This window comes from Gemmatimonadaceae bacterium (assembly GCA_037721215.1).
Taxonomy (GTDB): domain Bacteria; phylum Gemmatimonadota; class Gemmatimonadetes; order Gemmatimonadales; family Gemmatimonadaceae; genus UBA4720.
Map to the genome: position 1 here is coordinate 25,604 of JBBJNV010000024.1, position 22,753 is coordinate 48,356.

Annotated in this window: 21 protein-coding genes and 1 other RNA gene; 10 read left to right on the forward strand and 12 right to left on the reverse strand. The window is 59.3% G+C overall.

Translation table 11 applies throughout. From position 1 onward, the window contains the following. The first annotated feature begins 22 nt into the window (after positions 1-22). A complete protein-coding gene (accD, locus tag WKF55_13155; GenBank protein ID MEJ7760525.1) occupies positions 23-886 on the forward strand; it encodes an acetyl-CoA carboxylase, carboxyltransferase subunit beta in 864 nt (287 codons plus the stop codon). Then, complete coding sequence (locus WKF55_13160) at positions 849-2,177, forward strand: folylpolyglutamate synthase/dihydrofolate synthase family protein (GenBank protein ID MEJ7760526.1); 1,329 nt, start codon at positions 849-851, stop codon at positions 2,175-2,177. The genes accD and WKF55_13160 overlap by 38 nt, the downstream gene beginning before the upstream one ends. 99 nt (positions 2,178-2,276) lie before the next feature. Here the strand turns inward: WKF55_13160 and WKF55_13165 are convergent, their stop codons facing one another. Then, complete coding sequence (locus tag WKF55_13165; protein MEJ7760527.1) at positions 2,277-2,684, reverse strand: hypothetical protein; 408 nt, start codon at positions 2,682-2,684, stop codon at positions 2,277-2,279. Between the two features lie 81 nt (positions 2,685-2,765). Between WKF55_13165 and hisS the strand changes: the two genes are divergently transcribed. The 5 genes from hisS to guaA are packed head-to-tail and all read left to right on the forward strand — an operon-like array spanning position 2,766 to position 8,985. Further along, complete coding sequence (gene hisS, locus WKF55_13170) at positions 2,766-4,154, forward strand: histidine--tRNA ligase (protein MEJ7760528.1); 1,389 nt, start codon at positions 2,766-2,768, stop codon at positions 4,152-4,154. A 7-nt stretch (positions 4,155-4,161) separates the two neighbouring features. After that, positions 4,162-5,631, forward strand: coding sequence for a proline--tRNA ligase (proS, locus tag WKF55_13175; protein MEJ7760529.1), 1,470 nt, complete (start codon positions 4,162-4,164; stop codon positions 5,629-5,631). Next, positions 5,628-6,959: a diaminopimelate decarboxylase gene (gene lysA / locus WKF55_13180; GenBank protein ID MEJ7760530.1), complete on the forward strand. Its 1,332-nt coding sequence runs from the start codon at positions 5,628-5,630 to the stop codon at positions 6,957-6,959. Before proS ends, lysA begins: the two co-directional genes overlap by 4 nt. After that, the gene (locus tag WKF55_13185) at positions 6,956-7,444 is read left to right on the forward strand and encodes a YfcE family phosphodiesterase (protein ID MEJ7760531.1); all 489 of its coding nucleotides are present in this window, start codon (positions 6,956-6,958) and stop codon (positions 7,442-7,444) included. Before lysA ends, WKF55_13185 begins: the two co-directional genes overlap by 4 nt. Next, complete coding sequence (gene guaA, locus WKF55_13190; GenBank protein MEJ7760532.1) at positions 7,441-8,985, forward strand: glutamine-hydrolyzing GMP synthase; 1,545 nt, start codon at positions 7,441-7,443, stop codon at positions 8,983-8,985. The genes WKF55_13185 and guaA overlap by 4 nt, the downstream gene beginning before the upstream one ends. A gap of 275 nt (positions 8,986-9,260) precedes the next feature. Here guaA and WKF55_13195 read toward each other — a convergent pair whose 3' ends face one another. After that, positions 9,261-9,635, reverse strand: a complete 375-nt coding sequence (locus tag WKF55_13195; GenBank protein ID MEJ7760533.1) for a GxxExxY protein — start codon at positions 9,633-9,635, stop codon at positions 9,261-9,263. 191 nt (positions 9,636-9,826) lie between these two features. Beyond that, positions 9,827-10,327: a PTS sugar transporter subunit IIA gene (locus WKF55_13200; protein ID MEJ7760534.1), complete on the reverse strand. Its 501-nt coding sequence runs from the start codon at positions 10,325-10,327 to the stop codon at positions 9,827-9,829. Positions 10,328-10,403: 76 nt separating this feature from the next. Here WKF55_13200 and dusB point away from each other — a divergent pair, with 76 nt between their 5' ends. After that, positions 10,404-11,402, forward strand: coding sequence for a tRNA dihydrouridine synthase DusB (gene dusB, locus WKF55_13205; GenBank protein MEJ7760535.1), 999 nt, complete (start codon positions 10,404-10,406; stop codon positions 11,400-11,402). A gap of 115 nt (positions 11,403-11,517) precedes the next feature. Further along, positions 11,518-11,878: a transfer-messenger RNA gene (gene ssrA / locus WKF55_13210) on the forward strand. A gap of 70 nt (positions 11,879-11,948) precedes the next feature. Here the strand turns inward: ssrA and WKF55_13215 are convergent. Continuing rightward, entirely contained in the window at positions 11,949-12,203 is a 255-nt protein-coding gene (locus tag WKF55_13215) for a hypothetical protein (GenBank protein MEJ7760536.1), read from the reverse strand. A 1-nt stretch (position 12,204) separates the two neighbouring features. On the opposite strand from WKF55_13215, the gene WKF55_13220 reads away from it, so the two are divergent. Continuing rightward, a complete protein-coding gene (locus WKF55_13220) occupies positions 12,205-12,579 on the forward strand; it encodes a protein-disulfide reductase DsbD domain-containing protein (protein ID MEJ7760537.1) in 375 nt (124 codons plus the stop codon). A gap of 5 nt (positions 12,580-12,584) precedes the next feature. Here the strand turns inward: WKF55_13220 and WKF55_13225 are convergent, their stop codons facing one another. The 8 genes from WKF55_13225 to purS are packed head-to-tail and all read right to left on the reverse strand — an operon-like array spanning position 12,585 to position 22,753. Continuing rightward, a complete protein-coding gene (locus tag WKF55_13225; GenBank protein ID MEJ7760538.1) occupies positions 12,585-13,577 on the reverse strand; it encodes a lysylphosphatidylglycerol synthase transmembrane domain-containing protein in 993 nt (330 codons plus the stop codon). Next, positions 13,574-14,263 (reverse strand): polysaccharide deacetylase family protein, encoded by a 690-nt coding sequence (locus WKF55_13230; GenBank protein MEJ7760539.1) that lies wholly within the window; start codon positions 14,261-14,263, stop codon positions 13,574-13,576. Before WKF55_13230 ends, WKF55_13225 begins: the two co-directional genes overlap by 4 nt. Continuing rightward, positions 14,260-15,465, reverse strand: coding sequence for a glycosyltransferase family 4 protein (locus tag WKF55_13235; protein ID MEJ7760540.1), 1,206 nt, complete (start codon positions 15,463-15,465; stop codon positions 14,260-14,262). The genes WKF55_13230 and WKF55_13235 overlap by 4 nt, the downstream gene beginning before the upstream one ends. Next, positions 15,440-18,109 carry a pyruvate, phosphate dikinase gene (ppdK, locus tag WKF55_13240; GenBank protein MEJ7760541.1) on the reverse strand — a complete coding sequence of 890 codons (2,670 nt, stop codon included), beginning with the start codon at positions 18,107-18,109 and terminating at the stop codon, positions 15,440-15,442. Before ppdK ends, WKF55_13235 begins: the two co-directional genes overlap by 26 nt. Before the next feature lie 4 nt (positions 18,110-18,113). Then, the gene (purF, locus tag WKF55_13245) at positions 18,114-19,496 is read right to left on the reverse strand and encodes an amidophosphoribosyltransferase (GenBank protein ID MEJ7760542.1); all 1,383 of its coding nucleotides are present in this window, start codon (positions 19,494-19,496) and stop codon (positions 18,114-18,116) included. A gap of 2 nt (positions 19,497-19,498) precedes the next feature. Continuing rightward, complete coding sequence (gene purL / locus WKF55_13250; GenBank protein ID MEJ7760543.1) at positions 19,499-21,805, reverse strand: phosphoribosylformylglycinamidine synthase subunit PurL; 2,307 nt, start codon at positions 21,803-21,805, stop codon at positions 19,499-19,501. Between the two features lies 1 nt (position 21,806). Next, positions 21,807-22,499 (reverse strand): phosphoribosylformylglycinamidine synthase subunit PurQ, encoded by a 693-nt coding sequence (gene purQ / locus WKF55_13255; GenBank protein MEJ7760544.1) that lies wholly within the window; start codon positions 22,497-22,499, stop codon positions 21,807-21,809. Then, a complete protein-coding gene (purS, locus tag WKF55_13260) occupies positions 22,496-22,753 on the reverse strand; it encodes a phosphoribosylformylglycinamidine synthase subunit PurS (GenBank protein ID MEJ7760545.1) in 258 nt (85 codons plus the stop codon). The genes purQ and purS overlap by 4 nt, the downstream gene beginning before the upstream one ends.

Here is a 22,753-nt window from a genome sequence, read left to right on the forward strand (position 1 = left end):
CGAGCCGAACACATTTCGTGCAATGGCATGGTTTCGTAAAGAGAAGAAGGCCCGGCAGCCGCGGCGCGAGAAGCACGAAATTCCGCCCGACGCCTGGGAAAAATGCGAACGATGCGACCACACGGACATTCGCGAGAAGTTCATCCGCAATCTCAATGTGTGCCCCAGTTGCGACTATCATCGGCGCATCAGGGCAATCGAGTATGTGAATCTGCTGCTCGACGAAGGAACCACCGAAGAGACCGAAACAGAGATTCATTCCACCGATCCGCTCGGCTTCCCTGAATACCCCCAGCGGCTGGTGAAGGCGACCACAAAGTCGGGGGAGGGAGACGCCATCATGACGTTCACCGGCCAACTCGCGGGGCTTCCTGCGTGTCTGGGTGTGATGGACTTTGCTTTCATGGGCGGGTCGATGGGTTCGGTGGTGGGGGAAAAGATTGCGCGCCTTGGACAGAAAGCGCTCGAGAGAAAGTTTGCATTTATCCTCGTGTCGGCGTCCGGGGGAGCACGTATGCAGGAAGGCGTGTTGAGCCTTATGCAAATGGCGAAAGCTGCTGCGATACTATCGCAGCTCGCCGAACGTCGCATTCCGTATGTGTCCATACTCACCAACCCGACCACCGGTGGCGTGAGCGCGAGTTACGCGATGCTTGGCGACGCGATTCTGGCAGAGCCCGGAGCAGTGATTGGTTTCGCCGGGCCACGGGTCATCAAGCAGACTATCGGTCAGGATCTTCCCGAAGGTTTCCAGACATCGGAGTTTCTCCTCGAGCATGGAATGGTCGACGCCGTCGTTCACCGTCGTGACCTCAAGCAGACCGTCGGCCAGTTATTGCGGCACATGAGTGGGAAGCCCGCGTCGTCGGGGTGGACTGCGACCTGATCAGGATCGACCAGCGGAACACAGTCTGAGCGAGTATGAGAAGTCACTCGCGACGCTTTTTGCGCGCACTGGTGCCACGTCAAAATTCGGACTCGAACGGACACAGGCATTCCTCACGCTGCTTGGCAACCCACATGACCGAATCGATACGATTCACGTTGCCGGAACAAATGGTAAAGGCAGCGTCGTAGCCACTCTCTATGCATTGCTGAGAGCAAAGGGACTGCGCGTAGGTCGTTACACGTCGCCGCATCTGATCGATTTTCGGGAGCGGATAGTCGTTGACGATGTAGAGATAAGTGGTGCCGAGGTCGTCGATTTTTTGTCGCGGTGGGCACCTGATTGCGAGCGACTCGGTGCGACATTCTTCGAGATCACGACCGCCCTGGCATTTCATCATTTCGCCAGCAAAGCGGTAGACATTGCCATCATCGAAACCGGGCTCGGCGGACGGCTGGATGCGACCAATGTCATCACACCCCTCGTCGCCGGAGTGACGTCAATTTCCGTCGAGCATACCGAATATCTCGGCGACACACTGGAGATGATTGCTGCTGAAAAGGGAGGGATATTCAAACGGAACGTGCCGGCCGTGTTTGGTCCGATGCCCGACGAGGCCAGGAAATCCCTCATCGCCGCAGCAGCACGGGTGGGCGTATCCGAACTCATTTGCGGGTCGGACCGGCTTCGTCCACTGAATATCGACGTGGCGTTCGAAGGAACTGGTTTCGACGTATACGAAAGTGGTCAGCTGGTTCATCTTCGAACGGGGCTTGTCGGTGCGGAACAGGCGGCCAATGCCTGCACGGCGATGACAATGCTGAATGCAGCCGGACCCGGGTTTGGAACGATCGCCCGGGAGGCGGCGCCGGCACTGTTAGCCGTACACCTGCAGGGGCGCTTTCAGCGTGTCGGCAAAATCATTTTTGATGTGGCTCATAATCCCGACTCCATGGCGGCACTGATTCGAACACTTGCGGCGGTCGGCCCGCCGCGTCCGATTGTCGGCGTGCTGGGGATTCTCAGGGACAAGGACTGGAAGACAATGATTCGGCAGTTTTCCCGGATAGCGGACCGCATCGTTCTCACGCAGCCCCCAAGCGCGCCGGATACGCGGGCCTGGGACGTATCGGATGCGGCAGCGTTCGCCACTGGACAGGGTTGGACCGCGGCGGCGGAACCGGATTTCCGTCGCGCGCTCCACAGCGCTGTTACTGAAGGCAACAGCGTTGTAGTCACCGGCTCTTTTCACACCGTTGGCGATGCGCTGACCCTCGCCGATTCGCTCTGACGCTTAATCGCGCCAGCGTGCGCCGCCACGGTTCGTTCTACCGGGCGCACCTGCGGGATCGTCCGGCTGGCCCATCGCGTGTTGACCGCCCTAACTGATTCATCGCCATGTCGTAAAGCGATAAAGACACACAACCCAGAAAACGCCAAAGGTGATGGCGAGGGGAATCCACGCCCTCGATTTCGCAAGCCGTGTAGTTGCGAGAGCGAAAAAGACCGGGAAGAGAACTACTTCGTACCGACCGCTTCCGCCGGCCGGCAGGTATGAATGCATGAGGACGAGTGACGCCGTGTACGGCTCTCCATCCCATGCGCTGAGCGCCTCAACAGCAGTCCATGGCGTGGACGCCTTTGGGTTGAACTGATTTGGATTTCGGGCGCTGAAGAATGCCACACTCCATGCAACAGCTACCGCGAGCGACGATACCGCAACCAGGCGCCACCAGCGGTCAACCGTAGCGAGCCGGCGCAGATCGATCGGACGCGCTTCGGGAAACGGTGCCCCCACTCGGTGTGTCGCAACGTCGCCCCGAACCTCACAGGCGAGGCCGCAGTGGCCACGTAAATCGAAAGCCTGAATGTATGCGAGATGACTGAAATCGCGAGTGGCAAGCTATGGCGTGTTCGCCATGAAATTCTGCCCGATTGCGATAGTCATTCGTGGCGTGGCATCTACTGCAGGCTTAGCTTTCCACCGATGGCGCAGGCAGCATTACCCGGGTTCAGAGACTTCTATCCAAGTGAGCTCGCCGAGCGTGCGCACATCATGCGTGCGTGGCGCGACGTGATGCGTCGCTACGCGTTTGTCGAGTACGACGGGCCGCCGCTGGAGCCGCTCGACCTGTATCGGGCGAAGAGCGGCGATGAGCTTGTTGGCCAGCTCTACACCTTTACCGACAAAGGTGGACGTGAAGTCGCTCTGCGTCCCGAGATGACGCCTACATTCGCCCGCATGGTCGCTGCCCGTGCGAACAGTCTGAGAAAACCCGTGCGCTGGTTCTCCATCCCACAGCTTTTCCGGTACGAGCGCCAGCAGAAAGGCCGGCTGCGTGAGCACTTCCAGCTCAATGCTGATATTGTCGGTGAAGGGAGCGTGGCGGCGGATGCCGAGCTGCTTGCGCTCGCCATTGACGTGGTGCGCTCGCTTGGGCTCGGTGTGTCCGATGTTGTGGCGCGCGTTTCGGACCGGCGTCTGCTCCAGGCGGTGTTGACAGCCGAGGGCGTGAGTGGAGACTCGTTTCCGGATGTTTACGGAGTAATCGACAAGCTTGGCAGAGAACCAGTTGATGTGTCTCGCGAGAAGATGACCAGTGCCGTGGGTGCCGCATTGGCGGACCGGGTTCTTGTAATCGTCAACCATTCCGGCCTGGAGGACCTCGCGAAAACGTATGCGGGTGTCGAAGCAGTTGCTCCGCACGTGGATCGTCTCCGCGAGTATTTCAGTCACCTCCAGGCGCTCGGTGTGTCCGATTGGGTAAAACTCGATCTCTCGATCGTGCGCGGGCTCGCGTACTACACTGGTATTGTTTTCGAGCTGTTCGACGCACGTGGTGAGTTTCGCGCGATTTGTGGTGGTGGCAGGTACGACGCACTCCTCAACACGCTTGGCGGGGTTGACCTTCCCGCTCTTGGTTTTGGAATGGGCGATGTCGTGCTGGGTGATCTGCTGCGTTCGAGAAGACTTCTGCCGACAACGTCCGCGGGAGCGGATTTCTGGATTGCAGGCGACCATGAGTGCCTCACCAGTTCGGTCATGTCTGTTGCAACAAGGCTTCGGGGACACGGCCGAAGTGTCGAGTACGCTCTCAAGCCGCAACAGCTGGCGCGGCAGTTGAAGACAGCGTCGAGCGCCGGCGCGGCTTCGGCAGTGTTGTTGCTGCGCGACCAATTCAGCGATGGCCAAGTAACGATAAAGAATCTTCGTGACGGCAGTGAACAGACATTGCTGCTCGAAGATTTCATTGATTCACAGCGATAACTCACAAATGGCTGACGACAAGAAACTGACAACCCGCGCCGCCGATTTCAGTGCCTGGTACAACGAGACCGTGCTTCGCGCCGAGCTCGCTGACTATTCGCCCGTGCGTGGCTGTATGGTCATCCGGCCACGCGGTTACGGTATATGGGAGCGCATGCAAAGTCGCCTCGATACCGTCTTCAAGGAAACCGGCCATCAGAACGCTTATTTCCCGCTGCTGATTCCCGAGAGTTTTCTTCGCAAGGAAGCGGAGCATGTCGAAGGGTTCGCACCTGAGGTCGCCGTTGTCACGCACGGCGGGGGAAAGGAACTGGAAGAACCTCTCGTAATCCGGCCGACTTCCGAAACGATCATTTACGCGATGTTTGCGAAGTGGATCCAGAGCTATCGCGATTTGCCCCTTCTCATTAATCAGTGGGCGAACGTCGTGCGGTGGGAGATGCGAACGAGATTGTTTCTTCGCACGCTGGAATTCCTCTGGCAGGAAGGCCACACGGCGCACGCGACTGAAGCAGAAGCGGAAGAGGAAGCACGCCGCATGCTCGGCGTGTACCGAGACTTCATGGAGGGGTGGATGGCAATGCCCGTCGTCACCGGTATCAAGACAAATTCAGAACGTTTCGCCGGTGCTCTCCGGACCTACTCGTGCGAAGCCATGATGCAGGACAACAAGGCGCTACAGGCCGGCACGTCCCACAATCTTGGCCAGAACTTCTCGAAGGCTTTCGAGGTCAGGTTTCAGACTGAAAATGGCGACACGGAGTTTGCATGGAACACAAGCTGGGGAGTATCGACTCGGCTGATCGGCGGGCTCGTGATGACGCACGGGGACGATTGCGGGCTTCGCATACCTCCATTCCTCGCGCCAACTGAACTCGTAATCGTCCCAATCTGGCGCAGCGACGAAGACAAGGCGCGGGTGCTCGAAGCGGCAGGCAGGATCCGCGCCGATCTCAGTGGCTGGGAGCGTCGAAAGACTGGCAAACTCCGGGTGCATCTGGATGACCGGGTAGGTGTCAAACCGGGGGCCAAGTATTATGAATGGGAGCTGCGCGGCGTCCCGCTGCGCCTCGAGGTCGGACCGCGCGACCTGGATGCCAACCAATGCGTTCTCGTGCGACGCGACAACAGAGTGAAGCGCACCGTGACGCTGGATTCCATCGGGGAGGATGTTGCTGACCTCTTGAGTGTGATGCAGACCGATATGCGAGTTGCAGCGTATGAGAGACGCGAGGCAAACAGCCTGCGAGGTGACATCAGCTACGACCGCTTCCGCGAAGTAATGGAAGGGAATGGCGCTTTCGTCTACGCCGGATTCTGTGGAAGTGAGGCATGCGAGCTCGCGATCAAGGAAGAGACCAAGGCGACTATCCGCGTGTTACCCGACGGAGAGTTCCGATCCGCCGATGCACCGGCCACCTGTCTCAAATGTGGCGGGAAGTCGATGCATGAAGCGCTCTGGGCAAAAGCATATTGAGCGCGGCGGGTAGTGTCTCGGCGGCCCCCGTCCCACCCTCACCACACGCCGCGGTCGTCGAATCCCATTTCTCGCCAACCAATGGCGTGCTTTGCTGCGACGGCGTGTCGCTTGAACGGCTAGCACTCGCGGTGGGCACGCCGGCATACGCCTATAGTGTCGAGGGAATACGCTCGCAATACCGGCGGCTTTCGTCTGCGCTCGAGGGATTGCCGCACCGGCTCCACTACAGCGTAAAGGCGAACTCCAACATCGCCATCCTGGGAATTCTCCGTCGACTGGGCGCCGGGGTCGATATCGTTTCCGGTGGGGAAATGTACCGGGCACAGTCGGCCGGCTTTGGCGGCAGTGACATTGTATTCAGCGGCGTCGGCAAAACCGAAAGAGAGATGACGGAAGCGCTCACACTTGGCGTTCTCCTGATCAACGTGGAATCGGAGGAAGAGCTCGCGCTTCTCGATGCAGTTGCCGGGAAACTCGGTGTACGCGCGCCCGTCGCACTGCGCGTCAATCCTGAAGTGATGGTAGACACACCGCATCCCTACACCCGCACGGGTGAGAAGGGAATGAAGTTTGGAATACCCTTCGACGAGACGCTCGTGGTCGCAAGAGAGGCGCTGCAGATGAAGAACATCAGCCTCGCCGGCCTCGACATGCACGTGGGTTCGCAGATTTCACAATTCGAGCCCTACGAAATCGGCCTGGGACGATTGCTGTCTCTGAAAATAGAGATTGAAGCCGCTGGTGCGGACGAATTGCGCTACCTCGATATCGGAGGCGGCCTTGCCGTGTCGTACGATGACGAGCACCCGGTGGATGTCGCTGCATTCGCGCGAGTCATCAGGCGACTGGTGGCCCCCACGGGCATGACGCTTCTACTCGAGCCGGGTCGGTTTCTGGTTGGAAATGCGGGCGTCCTCCTGACGCGCGTTCTTTACAGAAAGCGCAGTGGCGGAAAGGATTTTATCATCATCGATGCCGGCATGAACGACCTCATGCGTCCGTCGCACTACAACGCGTTTCACAGGATCGCGGCGGTCACCCCTAATGGCCGGAAGACCACTGCCGATGTAGTCGGTCCAATCTGCGAGAGCGGGGATTTCATGGGTCTTCATCGCGATGTGGACGATGTAGCGCCCGGCGATCTGGTAGCCATTCACTCAGCCGGTGCATACGGGTTTGTGATGGCCTCCAATTACAACTCCCGGCCCCGTCCAGTGGAGGTGCTCGTCGACGCCGGCAAGTTTGGCATCGTGACCGAGCGTGAGCAGTACTCGGACCTCATTCGCCACGAACGCCTCGAACCGGCATGGCAGGAGGCGTCATGAAAGTCGGTTTGCTGGCCGATACGCACGACCGCATCCCCACCGTTCGCGATCTCATCATGAGGATGGCCGCGAAAGGCGTGACCCTGGTGATGCATGCGGGCGATTACTGCTCACCCTTCTCACTCGAACCGTTTCACGAGACCAATATTGCATTGCTTGGCATTTTTGGCCGGAACGATGGAGATCACGAGGGACTGAAGGCACATGCGGCGAGAGGCATGGGGATGGAACTGTATGAGTCTCCTCACAGCTTCGATGTAAGTGGTCATCGCATTCTGCTCGTGCACGACATCGGCGAGGTCAACCGGCGGTCTGTCGAATCGCACGAGTTCGTAGTGCATGGCCACACACACATCCAGGAAACGATTGTCCGTGGCGATGCTCTGGTGGTGAATCCCGGCGAAGCCTGCGGATGGATAAAGGGAGTCTGTACCGCCGCGATACTCGACCTGGATACAAGGGAAGTCGAGATCGTCACGCTGTGACGAGCCGGATCCTCATTCTCGATTATGGATCGCAGTACACCCAGTTGATTGCGCGTCGGGTTCGGGAGTCGCGTGTGTACTCCGAGATTCACCCGCCTACCAGATCGATCGCCTGGATCCGGGAATGGAATCCGGCGGGAATCATTCTGAGCGGCGGGCCCAACTCCGTCTACGCCGACAACGCGTTGATCGGCGAACCTGCGCTCCTGGACATTGCCCCGATACTCGGCATCTGCTACGGTATGCAGATGATCGCGTTAATGGAGGGCGCCGAAGTGAAACGGGGCGGGCGCCGGGAGTACGGCCGGGCGGAAGTGACGATATCAGAATCCAATACGATGTTCGCTGGATTTGCCGGTGGAGAGCGCCTGACTGCGTGGATGAGTCATGGCGATCATATCGAGGCGCCGCCAACGGATTATGTCGCGACGGCTTCAAGTCCCAGTAATCCGGTTAGCGCGTTTCGTCATGTTTCCAAACCCGTGTTCGGGGTGCAGTTCCACCCTGAGGTAGCCCATACTCCTCGAGGCGGAGAAATAATTGCAAACTTCCTCTTCGGAGCATGTAAGGCTGAGGGAACGTGGACGGCAGGCGCTTTCGTACAGGATGAGATTGCAAAAATCAATCAAACTGTCGGCGACGCCGGGGTTATCTGCGGACTTTCAGGCGGCGTGGATTCCGCTGTTGCAGCGGCTCTCGTCCACCGCGCCATCGGTGACAAGCTCACTTGCATCTTCGTGGACACCGGCCTGCTTCGTCTGCATGAGCGCGAGCAGGTAGAGAAGACCTTCAGGCAGCATCTGGGCATCAGGTTGATTACAATCGACGCCGCTGAACGCTTTCTCCTCGCGCTGGAAGGTGTCGACGATCCGGAAAAAAAACGCACGATTATCGGACACACATTCATTGATGTGTTCGAAGCGGCGTCCGCGGATATCGGCGGCGACGCTGCGTTTCTCGTTCAGGGCACGCTTTATCCGGACGTCATCGAGTCGGCGTCGCCAACGGGAGGGCCGTCTGTCACCATCAAGACTCACCACAACGTTGGCGGGCTCAAGCCGGGAATGAAGTTCAGACTCATCGAGCCACTGCGCGAATTATTCAAGGATGAGGTAAGAAATGTCGGGAGAGAGCTGGGATTACCCGAGGAGATGGTGGGCCGGCATCCATTCCCGGGGCCCGGCCTGGCGATTCGCATTCTCAGCGACGTGTCGCGTGGCAAGCTGCGAGTGTTACGTGAAGCTGACGCGATCTACCTCGAAGAGATTCGCTCGGCTGGCCTGTACGACTCGATCTGGCAGGCTTTCGCCGTTCTGCTTCCCGTGCGCAGCGTTGGCGTGATGGGGGATGAACGTACTTACGACAACGTACTTGGCCTCCGCGCGGTGACCAGCACTGATGGCATGACCGCCGACTGGTTTCCATTTCCGCACGATGTGCTGGCCCAGATCTCCAACCGCATCATCAATGAAGTTGACGGAGTGAACCGCGTGGTCTACGACATCAGTTCCAAGCCGCCAGCCACGATCGAGTGGGAGTAGGGGGCGTTAACTACGGGTTGAAACCACAGATGACACAGATGGACACAGATGTGGATGAAAAATCTGTTTCTAAAAAGACCATTAGCATCCTTTTGATAAGCGGAGCCAACTGTCGCCCTCCCCGTGCAATCCGTTAGCAGCCATCGGTGTAATCTGAGCGCATCGGTGTGATCTGGACGCATGGGCGTGATCTGGACGCATCCGTGTCATGGGCGCTCATCTGTGCTCATCTGTGCTCATCTGTGTCATCTGCGTTAAGGATGGACGAACCTGTCTTAGAATACCATTCGCACGATTCCCTCCGAGAAAGGGACTGAATGAAAATTGATGAGTAGTCCCACTCGCAATTTCGAGAGGCGAAGATAGTTCAGTAGCTGCGCCTGATGCACTGGGAGCAGCGCGTTCACCGCCTTGACTTCCACAATGACGGTCCTGTGAACGATCAGATCAGGCCGGAAAGCCAGTTCCATTCGAAGGCCGTCATAGACAACTGGGAGCGCGGGGTGACTTGAGACATCAAACCCTTGTTTGGTCAACTCGTACGCGAGACAAGTTTCGTAGACAGATTCGAAAAGTCCGTTGCCCAGCGCTTTCGATACAGTTATCGCCGCTCCGATGATCTTGCCGGTCAGGGGGTCTCTGCTGTCCATCCCGGCAAAATACCCCCGTCACGGGCGTCTCATCCACCGTCGCCTTCCGCGTGCAATCCGATCAGCAGCCCATCCGTATCATCTGCGTTCTTCCGCGTCATAGCGCTCATCAGGTGTCGTCTGTGCTAATCGGTGTCGTCTGTGCTCATCGGTGCCACCTGTGGTTCCGCAACCCCGTAGACCAATTATGCTTAGACCCCTTTCTCCTCTAGGAGGGCCATGAATTCCGCTGGCTCGCGCAGACCGAAAAGCCGATCGGGGACATCGGCCTCCTTGCTGAACTGGGCGATTTTGCCGAGCACGGGAAGATATTGATTGGAGACTTCGAGGGGGGGCGCGACGATCAGAAAGAAAAAATTCACCGGCTTTTCGTCGATTGCCTTGAAGTCGAGTCCACCGCTCTTCCTTGCAAACGCAACCCGCAGTTTGCTCACGACCAGCGAGCGGCAATGCGGAATCGCGATGCCGCGTCCAATCCCGGTCGAACCCAGATTCTCCCGCCGTTTAAGCATCTTGAAAAGCATTCCCTCAGCCTTTTCGTCCATTCCCAGCAGTCCGATGAGCTCCTTGAGGACGTCGTCCTTCGAGATGCCATCGAGCTCGAGCTTGATTGCGTCTTCAGAAAAAAACTCGCGCAGTTCCATCCACATCCCGTGTCGTTGACCGTAACCGACGCGGGTTGCGGCGGTCACGCAAGTTACCGATGGCGCTTATGAGTGTCAAACCACGATGTTGCAAGCACTTGTAGCGTTCGTTAGGTTCGAGCACATGCGCTTTCCGTTCCCCGTCGAAGCCGAAGTTCCGCTGTATCTCGCTCCAATGGCGGGGGTGTCGGAGTCGCCTTTTCGACGCATCTGCAGGCGGTTCGGTGCGGACGTCGTCGTGACCGAATTTCTGTCGGCAGAAGCAATTCGGCGCGAGAACAAGGTAACCTTGGCCAAGCTGCGCTTCGGCTCCGACGAACGGCCAATTGGCGTCCAGATCTTCGGCGCCGATCCTGTCGGGATGGGGGAGGCGGCGGCGCTTGTAACCGATGTCTTTCAACCAGAGTTCATCGACATCAATTTTGGCTGCCCCGTGAAAAAGGTCGTCAAGCGAAACGGTGGTTCTGGCTGTCTCAAGGATCTGGACATGGTCCAGACCATAATTCGGTCGGTCGCCTCCAGTACACACCTGCCGGTAACGGTCAAGATCCGAAGCGGGTGGAATGAAGAGATGCGCGACCCCGTTCAAATCGGCCTTCGCTGTCAGGATGCGGGTGCAACCGCGCTGGCCTTGCACCCGCGCACGCGTACGCAGATGTATTCGGGGGCTGCTCGATGGGAAGAGATAGCGGAAGTGGTTGCCGCGCTCGAAATACCTGTAATCGGCAACGGCGACATCAAAACAGCCGAGGATGCGGTGCGGTTGCATCGGGAGACGGGATGCGCCGCGGTAATGATCGCACGTGGAGCTTTCGGGCAGCCATGGATATTCGATCAGACACGCGCGCTGATGGAAGGCAGGTTGAAACTCGCTGCTCCCCCAGTCGAGGAACGTTTCAGGATCGCGCTCGATCATGCCCTGATGGTCGAGCAGTATGAGGTGGACCGTCGAGGCGCGGCGATTGAATTTCGAAAGCATTTGGGCTGGTATGTAAAGGGGCTACCTGGCTCGGCCGATTTGCGGAAACGCCTCTATGCGGTGGAGTCGTTTGGCGAGATCGCCGGGATTTTTTCCGATTACCTCGATATGCGCGGCGACGGGTTGATGGAAAGCGCAGCCTGATTGCATAGAACCACCGAGCGTGGTGTCTTGCAACACTTTACGGCGCGCGGTTCGAGTACTCTGGGAGCTCGTTCCAGTTGACTTCCCGCGTGGAGTCGCTACTATTAACCGTTACGGGGGCGACTGGCTTCGACGGGGTTGGTGAAGTCATGGCCGCGTGCCCAGGTTCTCGGATCCTGGTAAAACCTTCGGGATAATTTTTACCTGCCAACAACAACTTGGCCCTGGCTGCGTAGCTCTTAGGAGCTGCTGCACCTGCCCTTCAGGAAGCCCGCCCGAGGCGGTTTGAAGGGTATCGCAAATTCGGGATAGTCGAACGTTTTCGCCTTTGGGCGTTCGGCAAAAGCTTAAAAGGCTTGTCCAGCAGTGGGTTGCCCACTGGCCAGCGGCTGGAGACCTCAATCGGTGGGATACGCACGTAGACGCTGTGGTGAATTCAGTCTCGGACCGGGGTTCGAATCCCCGCGCCTCCACTTTATATCCGAATATCGGGTCAAAGGGAGCGGGCAATTGTCCGCTCCCTTTCCTGTACCGGCCCTCCGATGTTTATGCGTTCTGCAGGAGCGTCAGGTATGCGGAAAACTCGAAACAATGGCCGCCCATTCCCTCGAATGAAGTTTCCGGTATCTGTCCTGATGTTCGTGATGGCGCCCGCTGATATTTGCCCAGCGCTATGAAACGCCAGATGTGCCTGGCGTTCACGCTTGCCGGCTCCTTGTCCTGCTCGTCAGCCCCGCCTGCAAAGCCTGCCGCGGAATCAGTAGCGCAATTTGCGGCCGGCAGTGGCAGGGAGGCTGTCACAATGATCGCTGGACAGGTAGTGCCGGTGACGGTACGCGCCACGATCCAGCCCGGCTGGCAGATATATTCGCTGACGCAGAAATCAGGCGGTCCCGCACCCCTTGAAATTTCAGTCTCGCCGACGCCGCCGTTCGATCTCGCTGCATTAGCAACAGGCCCGGCCCCGAAAGTGAAGCGCGATGCCACATTTGGCATCGACACTGAGACATACGCGGCCAGCCCAGTCTTCGTCGTCCCGGTTCGTGTTTCAGATTCGGCCATGCCCGGGCCGGCAGTGCTCAAGCTCAAAGTGCGATCGCAGGCGTGCAGCGACAATGTCTGCCTCGAGGCCGTGACTACGAACGTCGACGTGGCAGTGTCCATCACCCGGAAGTAACTCCGTCAGCTTGCTGTCACTTCGCTCGGTTGCCGTCGCTTCCTCAATATGAATTCCGGCGCGAGCATGACGCCCACCAGCGTAACCGGAAGAATCTGAAGGGTCTGGATCAGCAATGACACGGCAATCGCATCGTTTCTCGGCACACCGAACTGTCCGGCCGTCAGCGCATATATGAACTGAAAAAATCCGACATTGCCTGGCGTGGCGCGGATCACCAGACCAAGGTTTGTAGCCAGGAGAGTGGCGAGGCTTCCCGCGGCTGGAATTGATACATGGGCTGCCGCCGCTGCGAGCTGAAATGTGACGATCTGTCCAATCCACGCGACCATCGATAGTGTCAGCGCCCCAAGGAAGCGTGGTCCGGAAGTGAGCGACTGGCTGCTTCTCGCGAATCTTGCCATGTAGGATCGAACACTGGCCCACACGCCTTTTGTCTCGCCCGTTACGTCCCAGACGTCCTCCGGGGAAACGTGCCGTGCGCTGTACACGAACCACACCAGCAGTGCCGCAATTGCAGCAAGCAGCGCCAACGCAGGCGCTTTCCAGGCTTCCAGTGCCGGCGGCATCGAGAACGCGACTACGCCGTACGCGAGCAACACCACGAAGCCCACCGGATCAAAAAGTCTTTCAAGTGCGAGTGTAGCAAGCACAGTTGAACTCGGTATTCCGGTTGCGCGCGACACGAACACAACTCTTGCGGCATCGCCACCGTTCGCGACCAGGACATTGTTCAGCCCGGCCCCTGCCACCGTGGCTCGGAGTGCGAGCGAAAGGGAGGGGGCGCCGGCGGGCCGGAGGAATAACCACCAACGCACCCCTTTCAGAGCTATCGTCAACAGGTTGATCGCAACCGCGGCTAGGAAGAGCGAGAGCGAGGCGCCGCGTATCGACTGCCACGCAGCCGTCCAGTCGATGGTGCGCGCAAAGACAATGAGGAAGGCGACGATCGTCGCGGTGAGCACCCAGCGCAACAGGCGCGTGACGCCAGGGCTCATTTTCCCGGCAGCGTTACGAACTCATACCCACGTAACCTCAGTCCGGTGATGATCTCGGGCAGTGCAGCCGCCGTCTGTGTGCGATCGCCATCAGCGTTGTAGCCATCGCCGTCGTGCAACAAGACGATCGAACCCGGGGCGACCCCGTTCAAAGTCCTCGCGACAATCTGTTCAGCGCCAGGACGATCACTGTCCCATACTCCAAGCGACCACCCTATCGTCCGTTCGCCCATTGCGGCGGCGATGGCCGTGACCCAGGGGCTGCGAAAGCCATGCGGCGCGCGAAAAAAAGCTGGCGTCGCTCCACTCGCCCGTTCGATTGCCCGTTTCCCGAGAAAAAGATCGCGCTTCACATAGAGGGGCGATTTGAAATGAAGCTTGCGGTGGAAGTAACCGTGGTTCCCCACCTGATGCCCTTCCTTTACCACTCGCTGCACGAGCTCCGGCCAGCGCTCCGCGTGTCGGCCAAGGATGAAGAACGTCGCCTTTACCCCGGCATCGCGCAGGGCATCGAGGATCAACGGCGTGGCGTCGATGTTCGGTCCATCGTCAAAGGTGAGCGACACCTGCCGTTCACGAGTCGGCAGATGACCGAGCACCGGGCCGAAAAGAAAGCTGTTGCGATGATACGCGCCGTGAACCGCGCCACCGAGCATCGAGATACCGACTGCCGCCGGAAGGATCACGCGCTTGCTCTCGAAGCGCCGAGGACGCCCGCATATACATCGAGTACAGCCTCGGTAACCGTCGGCCATCCGTATTGCTGCGCGTGAAGCCGCCCCGTCTTTCCAAGCCTGGCTTGCAAGGTCTCGTCCTCGAGCAACCTCACGAGATTGTCAGCGAGCGCACCGCGATCTCCGCAATGAAACATCAGGGCCTCCCGCTCGTGCTTCACCACATCGCGGAAGCCGAGGATATCCGAACAGACGATTGGAGTCTCGCACGCCATCGACTCCAGAAGAGTGATTCCAAACGATGCTTTCGTCGTAGGGCAGGCATAGATCGCACTGTGAGCATAGTAGCCAGGCCGCTGGCCGAGCACCGAGCCGACGAAGGTGATATCGCGGTCGCTGCCGGCGGCCCTGTAGTAATGATTTCTGAGTGGGCCGTCGCCGACTACGACCAGTTGCGCTTCGCGGCCGCGCGACCGGACGCGCTTGAATGCGTCAATGAGAGTGGTGAGGCCGTTGCGCGGATCGAATCTGCCGAGAAACAGGATTGCGGGCATATCCGTGCGGATGCCGGGCGGCGCGGGGACATTCGGGTTGAAAAGATCCAGATCGATCCCGTTGGGAACGATCGTCCAGTTCGCTTCGAAGTATCGGTTGAGCGCAACAGTGGTTGAATGCGAGACTGCTATCGCTGCTGAGAGTCGGTCGAGCCGGCTCTGAAAGTACTTACGTCCGAAACCGTACCAGAACGAACGGTCGAAATACGTGTGGAACGTGCCGACTACCGGACAATCCGCTTCCTCGATGGCGAGGACCGGCAGGATCGGGCTGAGTGGCGAATGAGCGTGGACGACGTCGTAGTTTCCGCGCCTCAGCGTGTGTTTCATCTCGTTCCGCAGCGAGAAGCCAATCGTCACCCGAGCCTGCGACCCGTTGAAATAAACCGGATGGCTTTTTCCGATTCGGATCACGTGGGGTTCTTCAACCGCCCCCTCGATTCTCGAGGTGATAATATCGACGTGATGGCCCAGACGCCGAGCTTCTCTGGCGAAGAAGTGAACATGCTCGCAGATGCCGCCGAGGTGCGGGTAGTAGTACTCGGTAACGAGTGCGATTCGAAGTGGACGTTTATACTCGCTGCCGATCCGCGGCAATGGCGCGGCGGGCGTAAGATCCGCAACGCGCGCGAGGTTATTTCGGCGAATCAAGGGCGGCATGTGCTGCGGCCAGACGAGCAATCGGCACGCGAAATGGCGAGCATGATACGTAGTCGAGGCCCATTTGATGACACAAGGCAACTGACCGTGGCTCGCCTCCATGCTCGCCGCAGATTCCCAGTTTAAGATCCGGGCGCACGCGTCGCCCATCTTCCACTGCCATTCGGATCAAGCGACCCACCCCGGTGGCGTCGAGTACCTGAAACGGATCATCGTCAAAAATTCCACGTTCGATGTATGCCGGCAGAAACCGCCCCGCGTCGTCGCGACTCAGCCCGTAGGTGGTTTGCGTCAGATCGTTCGTGCCGAACGAGAAGAACTGAGCGCTCGCGGCGATGGTATCGGCGGTGAGAGCGGCGCGCGGTAGTTCGATCATCGTTCCGATCAGGTAGTCTACGCTTTCACCCATCACGCCCATCACCTGCTGTGCGGCCTCTTCCAGTATCGCGCGCTGGTTGTCGAATTCGGCAACGGTCGAGACGAGCGGCACCATGATCTCGGGCTGAACGTCGATGCCGCGCCGCATCGCTCGAACAGCGGCCTCGAAAATCGCGCGGCCCTGCATTTCGGTGATCTCCGGAAAAGTGATCCCCAGCCGGCATCCGCGGTGGCCAAGCATCGGGTTGGTCTCGCGAAGCGATTCGACGATGCGCGACAGTTCCGCGCGTGGCAGGTTCAGAGTTCGAGCCAGGAGTTTGCTCTCCTCGCCGCCGTGAGGAAGAAACTCGTGCAGAGGAGGGTCGAGTAACCGGATTGTCACCGGCAACCCGTTCATCGCCTCGAATATTCCCTCGAAGTCGCCACGCTGCATGGGGAGCAGCTTGGCCAGTGCACGCCTGCGGCCATTTCCATCGCGAGCGACTATCATCTCGCGCATCGCCGTGATCCGGTCGCCTTCGAAGAACATGTGCTCGGTGCGACAGAGCCCGATGCCCTCTGCTCCAAACGCCCGGGCAGTGCGCGCATCGCGCGGCGTATCCGCGTTTGCGCGAACTTTCAGCGTTCGCACGTCATCTGCCCACCCAAGCAGCTCCGAATACGACTGATACACCGGTGCGGAAGCCGCTGCGATGGCACCGCTGGTTACGCGCACCACCTCGCTGGGAATCGTCGGCAGATTCCCGGCAAAGACGCGGCCCGTCGCACCGTCGAGCGTCAGCCAGTCGCCTTCGCTGATGTCGGTGCCGTTGACACTGAATCGACGATGGTCGATGTCGACGTCAATATCCTTGCATCCGACGATCGCGCACTTGCCCATCCCTCGCGCGACCACGGCTGCATGGCTGGTCATTCCGCCCCTGGCCGTCAATACCGCACGGGCCGCCACGATACCGTGGAAATCCTCCGGGGTAGTCTCATCTCTGACGAGAATGACGGCGTCACCCGCCGCGCCGCGCTCTTCGGCGCTGTCAGGATCGAAAACGGCAACGCCACTTGCTGCGCCTGGGCTTGCAGGAAGCCCAATACAAAGCGGCACCGCACGCACTGATGGGTCGATGATCGGATGCAATAGCTGGTCGAGCTGGCCTGCCGGCACTCGTCTGACGGCCTCATTGCGATCGATCAACCCCTCCGCCACCATGTCGCGGGCGATGCGGACAGCTGCAGCCGCTGTACGCTTTCCGCTACGTGTCTGCAGCAGGAAGAGTTTCCCGCGCTCGACCGTAAACTCCAAGTCCTGCATGTCTGTGAAGTGGCGCTCGAGACTGTCCTGCGTCTCCAGAAGCTCTTTATAGGCGCCCGGGAGCATGTGCTCCATTTCGTCGATCTGCAGCGGCGTGCGGATACCCGCCACCACATCCTCGCCCTGCGCATTGACGAGAAACTCGCCGTAAAAACGTTTCTCGCCGGTCGACGGATTTCTCGTAAAGGCGACCCCTGTGCCGGAGTCGGAGCCGAGGTTGCCAAAGACCATCGCGACAACGTTGACTCCCGTCCCCAGATTCTCCGGAATGCCATTGACCTTGCGATAGTCGCGCGCCTTTTTCAGGGTCCACGACTTCCACACTGCTTCGATGGCGCCCCAGAGCTGTACGACGGGGTTTGAAGGAAAATCCGCTCCTGTTGCGTTGCGAACGAGTGACTTGTATTCCTCGACGAGATTGCGGACCACATCCTCGCTGAGATCGGAGTCATTCTGCACACCGCTGGTCAGCCGCCGGGCTTTCAGCACGTGCTCAAAATTCGAGATCGGCACGCCGAGCACAACGTCCGCATACATCTGGATAAACCGACGGTACGAATCGTACGCAAACCGGGCGTTGTTGTTCTGCGCCGCGAGTCCCTCGGCAGTACGATCGTTGAGTCCAAGATTCAGAATCGTCTCCATCATCCCGGGCATCGAAACCGAAGCACCTGATCGCACTGAGACCAGCAGCGGATTCCTGGGGTCGCCGAGCCGTTTGCCCGTTGCCTCCTCAAGGCGGGCGATGTTGCCCTCGACCTCCGCACGCAAGCGGTCAGTGTATTTGCCGTCCGCGAGATACGCGACGCATTCACGGCATGCGATTGTGAATCCCTGCGGAACGGGAACCCCGAGATTCGTCATTTCTGCGAGATTGGCCCCTTTCCCGCCCAGTTCCACCTTCATCTCGCGCGTCCCTTCGGCGGAACCATTGCCAAAGAAAAAAACTGACTGTGCCATCAGATCAGCACCCGCAGCCGAAGCGGAGTTTCTGTGGATCGGCAGGAGGTGGTGTAGGGTAGTCGCCGGAGAAGCATGCGTGGCAGAAACCTTCCGGCCCGTCGGGCACCGACTCGAGCATTCCCTTGAGTGACAGGTATCCAAGAGAATCCACGCCAAGCGTGCTTGCTATCTGATCGACAGTCAGGTTTGCCGCGATCAGCTCCTCACGGTTTGGTGTATCTATCCCGTAATAGCAGGGCCCGGTAATCGGCGACGAGCTGACCCGCATGTGCACTTCGCGTGCGCCAGCAGCCCGAACCATCGCCACGAGGCCCCGTGTCGTGGTGCCCCGGACAATCGAGTCGTCGACCATCACCACGCTCTTGCCATTCAGCACCTCGCGAACAGCGTTGTACTTGACCTTCACTTTCGCATCGCGCGCCGCCTGCGATGGTTGAATGAAGGTTCGACCCACGTAATGATTGCGTATCAGCGCGAGCTCGAATGGCAATTTTGATTCCTCCGCATAACCAAGCGCAGCCGAATTGGATGAATCGGGAACGCTGAAAACGAAGTCCGCGCCCTCGGCCGGATGCTCCTGCGCCAGTCTGCGGCCAAGCGAACGGCGGGCCCGATCTACAGATCCGCCAAATACCCGGCTGTCGGGCCGTGCGAAATAAACATGCTCAAACACGCACTGATGTCCTGTTTCAGCGGGGAGGGGGGAAGACGAGCGCATGCCGGAACTGTCGACGGCGACAATCTCGCCGCGGCCGACTTCCCGAATCGCTGAAGCGCCGACAATATCGAGTGCGCAGCTTTCCGACGCGAAAACGTATGATCCATTCAGTATTCCCATCACCAGCGGCCGCCATCCGCGCGGATCGCGTACCGCCAGCAGAGTTTCGCCGATCAGAACCACGAGCGCATACGCCCCCTCGACGTTGCGCAATGCGTCCGCAAGCTTGTCCTCCGGTTTTTCGGCGGTGGAGCGAGCAATTCGGTGCACCAGCACCTCGCTGTCCATCGTCGAAGTGAATATCGAACCAACGGACTCCAGTTCGCGCCTGAGTTCGGTAGCGTTGATGAGGTTGCCGTTATGAGCCAGCGCGATGTGTCCGTCCCGGAATCGGGCCAGCATGGGTTGCGCGTTCTCGATGGTCGATGAACCGGCCGTGCTGTAGCGCGTGTGCCCGATAGCCACGTCGCCGGCAAGTGCGCCGGCGTCGATTCCCTTGAAGCCTTCCGATACCAGACCCATCGTTCTGGATGCGCGGGCTCCAGCCCCACTTCCCGAGGCGACGATCCCCGCCGATTCCTGCCCCCGGTGCTGCAGAGAGTACAGTCCCAGATGTGATATTTCGGCAGCATTGGGATGCCCGTGAATTCCGAAGATGCCGCACATGGTTAAACCGGTACGAGAGTCGAACGGGTTGCTGCGGCAGTTGAGGCAACCGCGCCGCGCATGATGTCAGGAATGGCATCATGATAAGCTGCTGAAAGACTATCAATGCTCGCGACCAGCGAAACGCGGCCGGCCGCGATCCGAAAACCCATCGCCACCGACGTGACCGTGCCTATACGGTAGGCCGGCACGCCATGCCTGTGCGCTGTGTCAACGACGGATTGCGGGTCAGCCGAGCTGACCACGAAGCGGGCTCCGGATTCGCCGAACAACACCGCGCGTGATGGAATGCCGGCGAACATGCTGATGTCTGCTTCAGCACCGAATACTCTCGCAGTGTTCGCCATGCAGCATTCGGCAAGTGCAACCGCGAGGCCTCCGTCGCTGCAATCATGCGCTGAAGTGACATGACCGCCGCGAATGGCCTCGAGCAGCGCCGCGATGGCAGCGCGTTCGCGGTCAAGGCAGCATTCGGGGGGACGGCCGGTAACGATTCCGTGAATTCGCTGGAGATACTCGGTTCCGCCCAAATCATCGGCACAATCCCCAAGGAGTACGATCGCATCGCCTTCATTCTGAAAGGTCGCGCGCGTCACATGCGCGAGTGATTCGATCAGACCGATCATTCCAATTACCGGCGTCGGATAGACTGCCCCCGCAGGGTTCTCGTTGTAGAGCGAAACGTTCCCGCCTGTCACTGGTGTAGAGAGCTCGATGCACGCTTCGCCGATGCCCAGGATTGCTTCCTTCAACTGATGGAAAACCTCCGGGCGCTTCGGATTGCCAAAATTGAGACAGTTGGTGATGGCCATTGGTGTTGCCCCGGTGCACGCGACATTCCGTGCCGCTTCAGCGACAGCGTTGCGGCCACCGGTGCGTGGATCGAGATAAACGTAGCGACCATTGCAGTCGGTCTTCATTGCGATGGCCTTGTCTGTGCCGCGAATCCGGATCACGGCAGCGTCACCGCCCGGGCCGATAACGGTGCTCGTTCGGACGGTTGAGTCGTACTGGCGATATGCCCAGGCCTTGCTCGCGATGGTGGGGGAGGAGAGTAGACGAATCAGCGTCCACGCGGCCTCACTCTCTTCGGGCAACTCCCGGATCGCACCGACATCAGTGTTTCGAAGTGCGGCAATGTGCGGGTCTTCTCTTGCTTCCGGCGCATAGCGCGGACAGTCGGTAACAAGTCGGGAACCGGGGAATTCGGCGACTATCGTGTCACCTTCGGTCACCCGGTACACAGGATCAGAGATAACCTCGCCAATCACGGCCGCCGCGAGGTCCCACTTTGCGAGGATCGCCGATACTTCCGTCTCACGACCGCGGTGAGCCACTACCAGCATTCGTTCCTGCGACTCGCTGAGCAGAACTTCGTACGGGGTCATGCCCGATTCACGAACCGGCACCTTGGACACATCGATCGTCACGCCCACATCCCCTCGCTCGGCCATTTCGGCCGACGAGGACGTCAGTCCAGCCGCCCCCATGTCCTGGATGGCAACGATGTGCCCGCTCTTGATCAACTCGAGACTAGCCTCGAGGAGGAGTTTCTCCGTGAACGGATCGCCCACCTGCACTCGGGGACGCTTGGCCTCGGTTGCCTCGGACAAGTCCTCGGAAGCGAACGAAGCGCCATGGATCCCATCCCGGCCGGTGCGGGCACCGACCGCAATGATTGGATTGCCGACGCCCTCCGCCTTGGCTCTGATCAGATCGTCCTCGTGCATCAGACCAACGCACATTGCGTTGACGATCGGATTTCCCTCATACGCAGGGTCGAACACGATTTCACCGCCAACAGTCGGAACGCCGACGCAGTTGCCATAGTCGCCAACGCCTTTGACGACACTCGCGAACAGGTATCTGACTCGTGCGCTTTCAAGCGATCCGAACCGCAGCGAGTTGAGCATCGCGATCGGACGGGCGCCCATTGTAAAAACGTCGCGCAGGATGCCGCCAACACCGGTCGCGGCCCCCTGATAGGGTTCGACTGCCGACGGGTGGTTGTGAGATTCTATCTTGAATGCGACGGCCATTCCGTCGCCGATCGAAATGACGCCGGCATTCTCGCCGGGACCCTGAAGAACGTAAGGCGCTGCAACAGGCAGTGTCCTCAGGAGATTACGCGAGTGCTTGTAGGAGCAATGCTCGCTCCACAGCGCGGATACGATTCCGAGCTCGGTGAAAGTCGGCTGCCGGCCAAGCATCGATACCAGCCGCTCGAACTCTTCGGCTGTAATGCCGTGCTCGGCTACAAGCGCGGCAGTGATGTCGGGGTCGCCGAGCCGGGGCTGGACAGTCGCCACTTCAGGCGGCAACAGTCGCGAGAATAGACTCGAACAACGGAAGCCCGTCGTCCGAACCGAACAGGCAGTCGAGCGCGCGCTCCGGATGGGGCATCATGCCAAGTACGTTGCCGTTCGCATTGACGATGCCGGCGATATCGTTGCTTGACCCGTTCGGATTGGCATGTTTACCGACCTCGCCGTCCGCACCCGCATAACGGAACACCACCTGGCCGGCAGACTCAATTTCTGCGAGAGTGGATGAATCGGCAGTGAATCGGCCATCTCCGTGCGCCACGGGAAGCGTCAGCACCTGGCAATGGGCATAGCCTGACGTGAACATTGTCTGATTGTTCTCGACCCGCAGCTGAACAGGTGCGGACACAAACTGCAGGCTCTCGTTTCTCAACAGAGCGCCAGGCAATAGTCCGGCTTCGCAGGCTATCTGGAATCCGTTGCAGATCCCGAGTACGGGCCCCCCCCGTTTTGCATGGCTGGCGACTTCCCGCATGATCGGGCTGAACCGCGCGATCGCGCCGGGGCGCAGGTAATCGCCGTAACTGAACCCGCCTGGCAGAATCACCACGTCTGCCCCCGCTAGATCGTAATCCTTGTGCCAGAGGTAAATGGCATCCTGACCAAGGGAGTCGACGATTGCCCGATAGGCGTCGTAGTCACAGTTGGAGCCCGGGAACGTGACGATGCCGAACTTCATACCATCGCCGCCGACTCTATCTCGAAATCTTCAGTGACAGGATTTGCCAGTAATCGCTCGCACATCACGCGCGCTGAGTCGGTCGCTGCACTCATGTCGGGCGCTTGGGTGACGATTATGATATGCCGGCCGACGTGCACTTCACGCACCGAGTCAAACCCCAGTGAATGCAACGCTCCCTCAACTGCCTTGCCCTGTGGATCCAGCAAGCCCCGCCTCGGGGTGATGTGAATCGACACGCGATATGCGGTCAC

Coding starts and splice junctions, on each gene's coding strand:
- accD (MEJ7760525.1), top strand. CDS start 23: ATGGCATGGTTTCGTAAAGAGAAGAAGGCCCGGCAGCCGCGGCGCGAG.
- hisS (MEJ7760528.1), top strand. CDS start 2,766: ATGACTGAAATCGCGAGTGGCAAGCTATGGCGTGTTCGCCATGAAATT.
- proS (MEJ7760529.1), top strand. CDS start 4,162: ATGGCTGACGACAAGAAACTGACAACCCGCGCCGCCGATTTCAGTGCC.
- WKF55_13185 (MEJ7760531.1), top strand. CDS start 6,956: ATGAAAGTCGGTTTGCTGGCCGATACGCACGACCGCATCCCCACCGTT.
- WKF55_13195 (MEJ7760533.1), bottom strand. CDS start 9,635: ATGGACAGCAGAGACCCCCTGACCGGCAAGATCATCGGAGCGGCGATA.
- dusB (MEJ7760535.1), top strand. CDS start 10,404: ATGCGCTTTCCGTTCCCCGTCGAAGCCGAAGTTCCGCTGTATCTCGCT.
- WKF55_13220 (MEJ7760537.1), top strand. CDS start 12,205: ATGATCGCTGGACAGGTAGTGCCGGTGACGGTACGCGCCACGATCCAG.
- WKF55_13225 (MEJ7760538.1), bottom strand. CDS start 13,577: ATGAGCCCTGGCGTCACGCGCCTGTTGCGCTGGGTGCTCACCGCGACG.
- WKF55_13235 (MEJ7760540.1), bottom strand. CDS start 15,465: ATGCCGCCCTTGATTCGCCGAAATAACCTCGCGCGCGTTGCGGATCTT.
- ppdK (MEJ7760541.1), bottom strand. CDS start 18,109: ATGGCACAGTCAGTTTTTTTCTTTGGCAATGGTTCCGCCGAAGGGACG.
- purF (MEJ7760542.1), bottom strand. CDS start 19,496: ATGTGCGGCATCTTCGGAATTCACGGGCATCCCAATGCTGCCGAAATA.
- purQ (MEJ7760544.1), bottom strand. CDS start 22,499: ATGAAGTTCGGCATCGTCACGTTCCCGGGCTCCAACTGTGACTACGAC.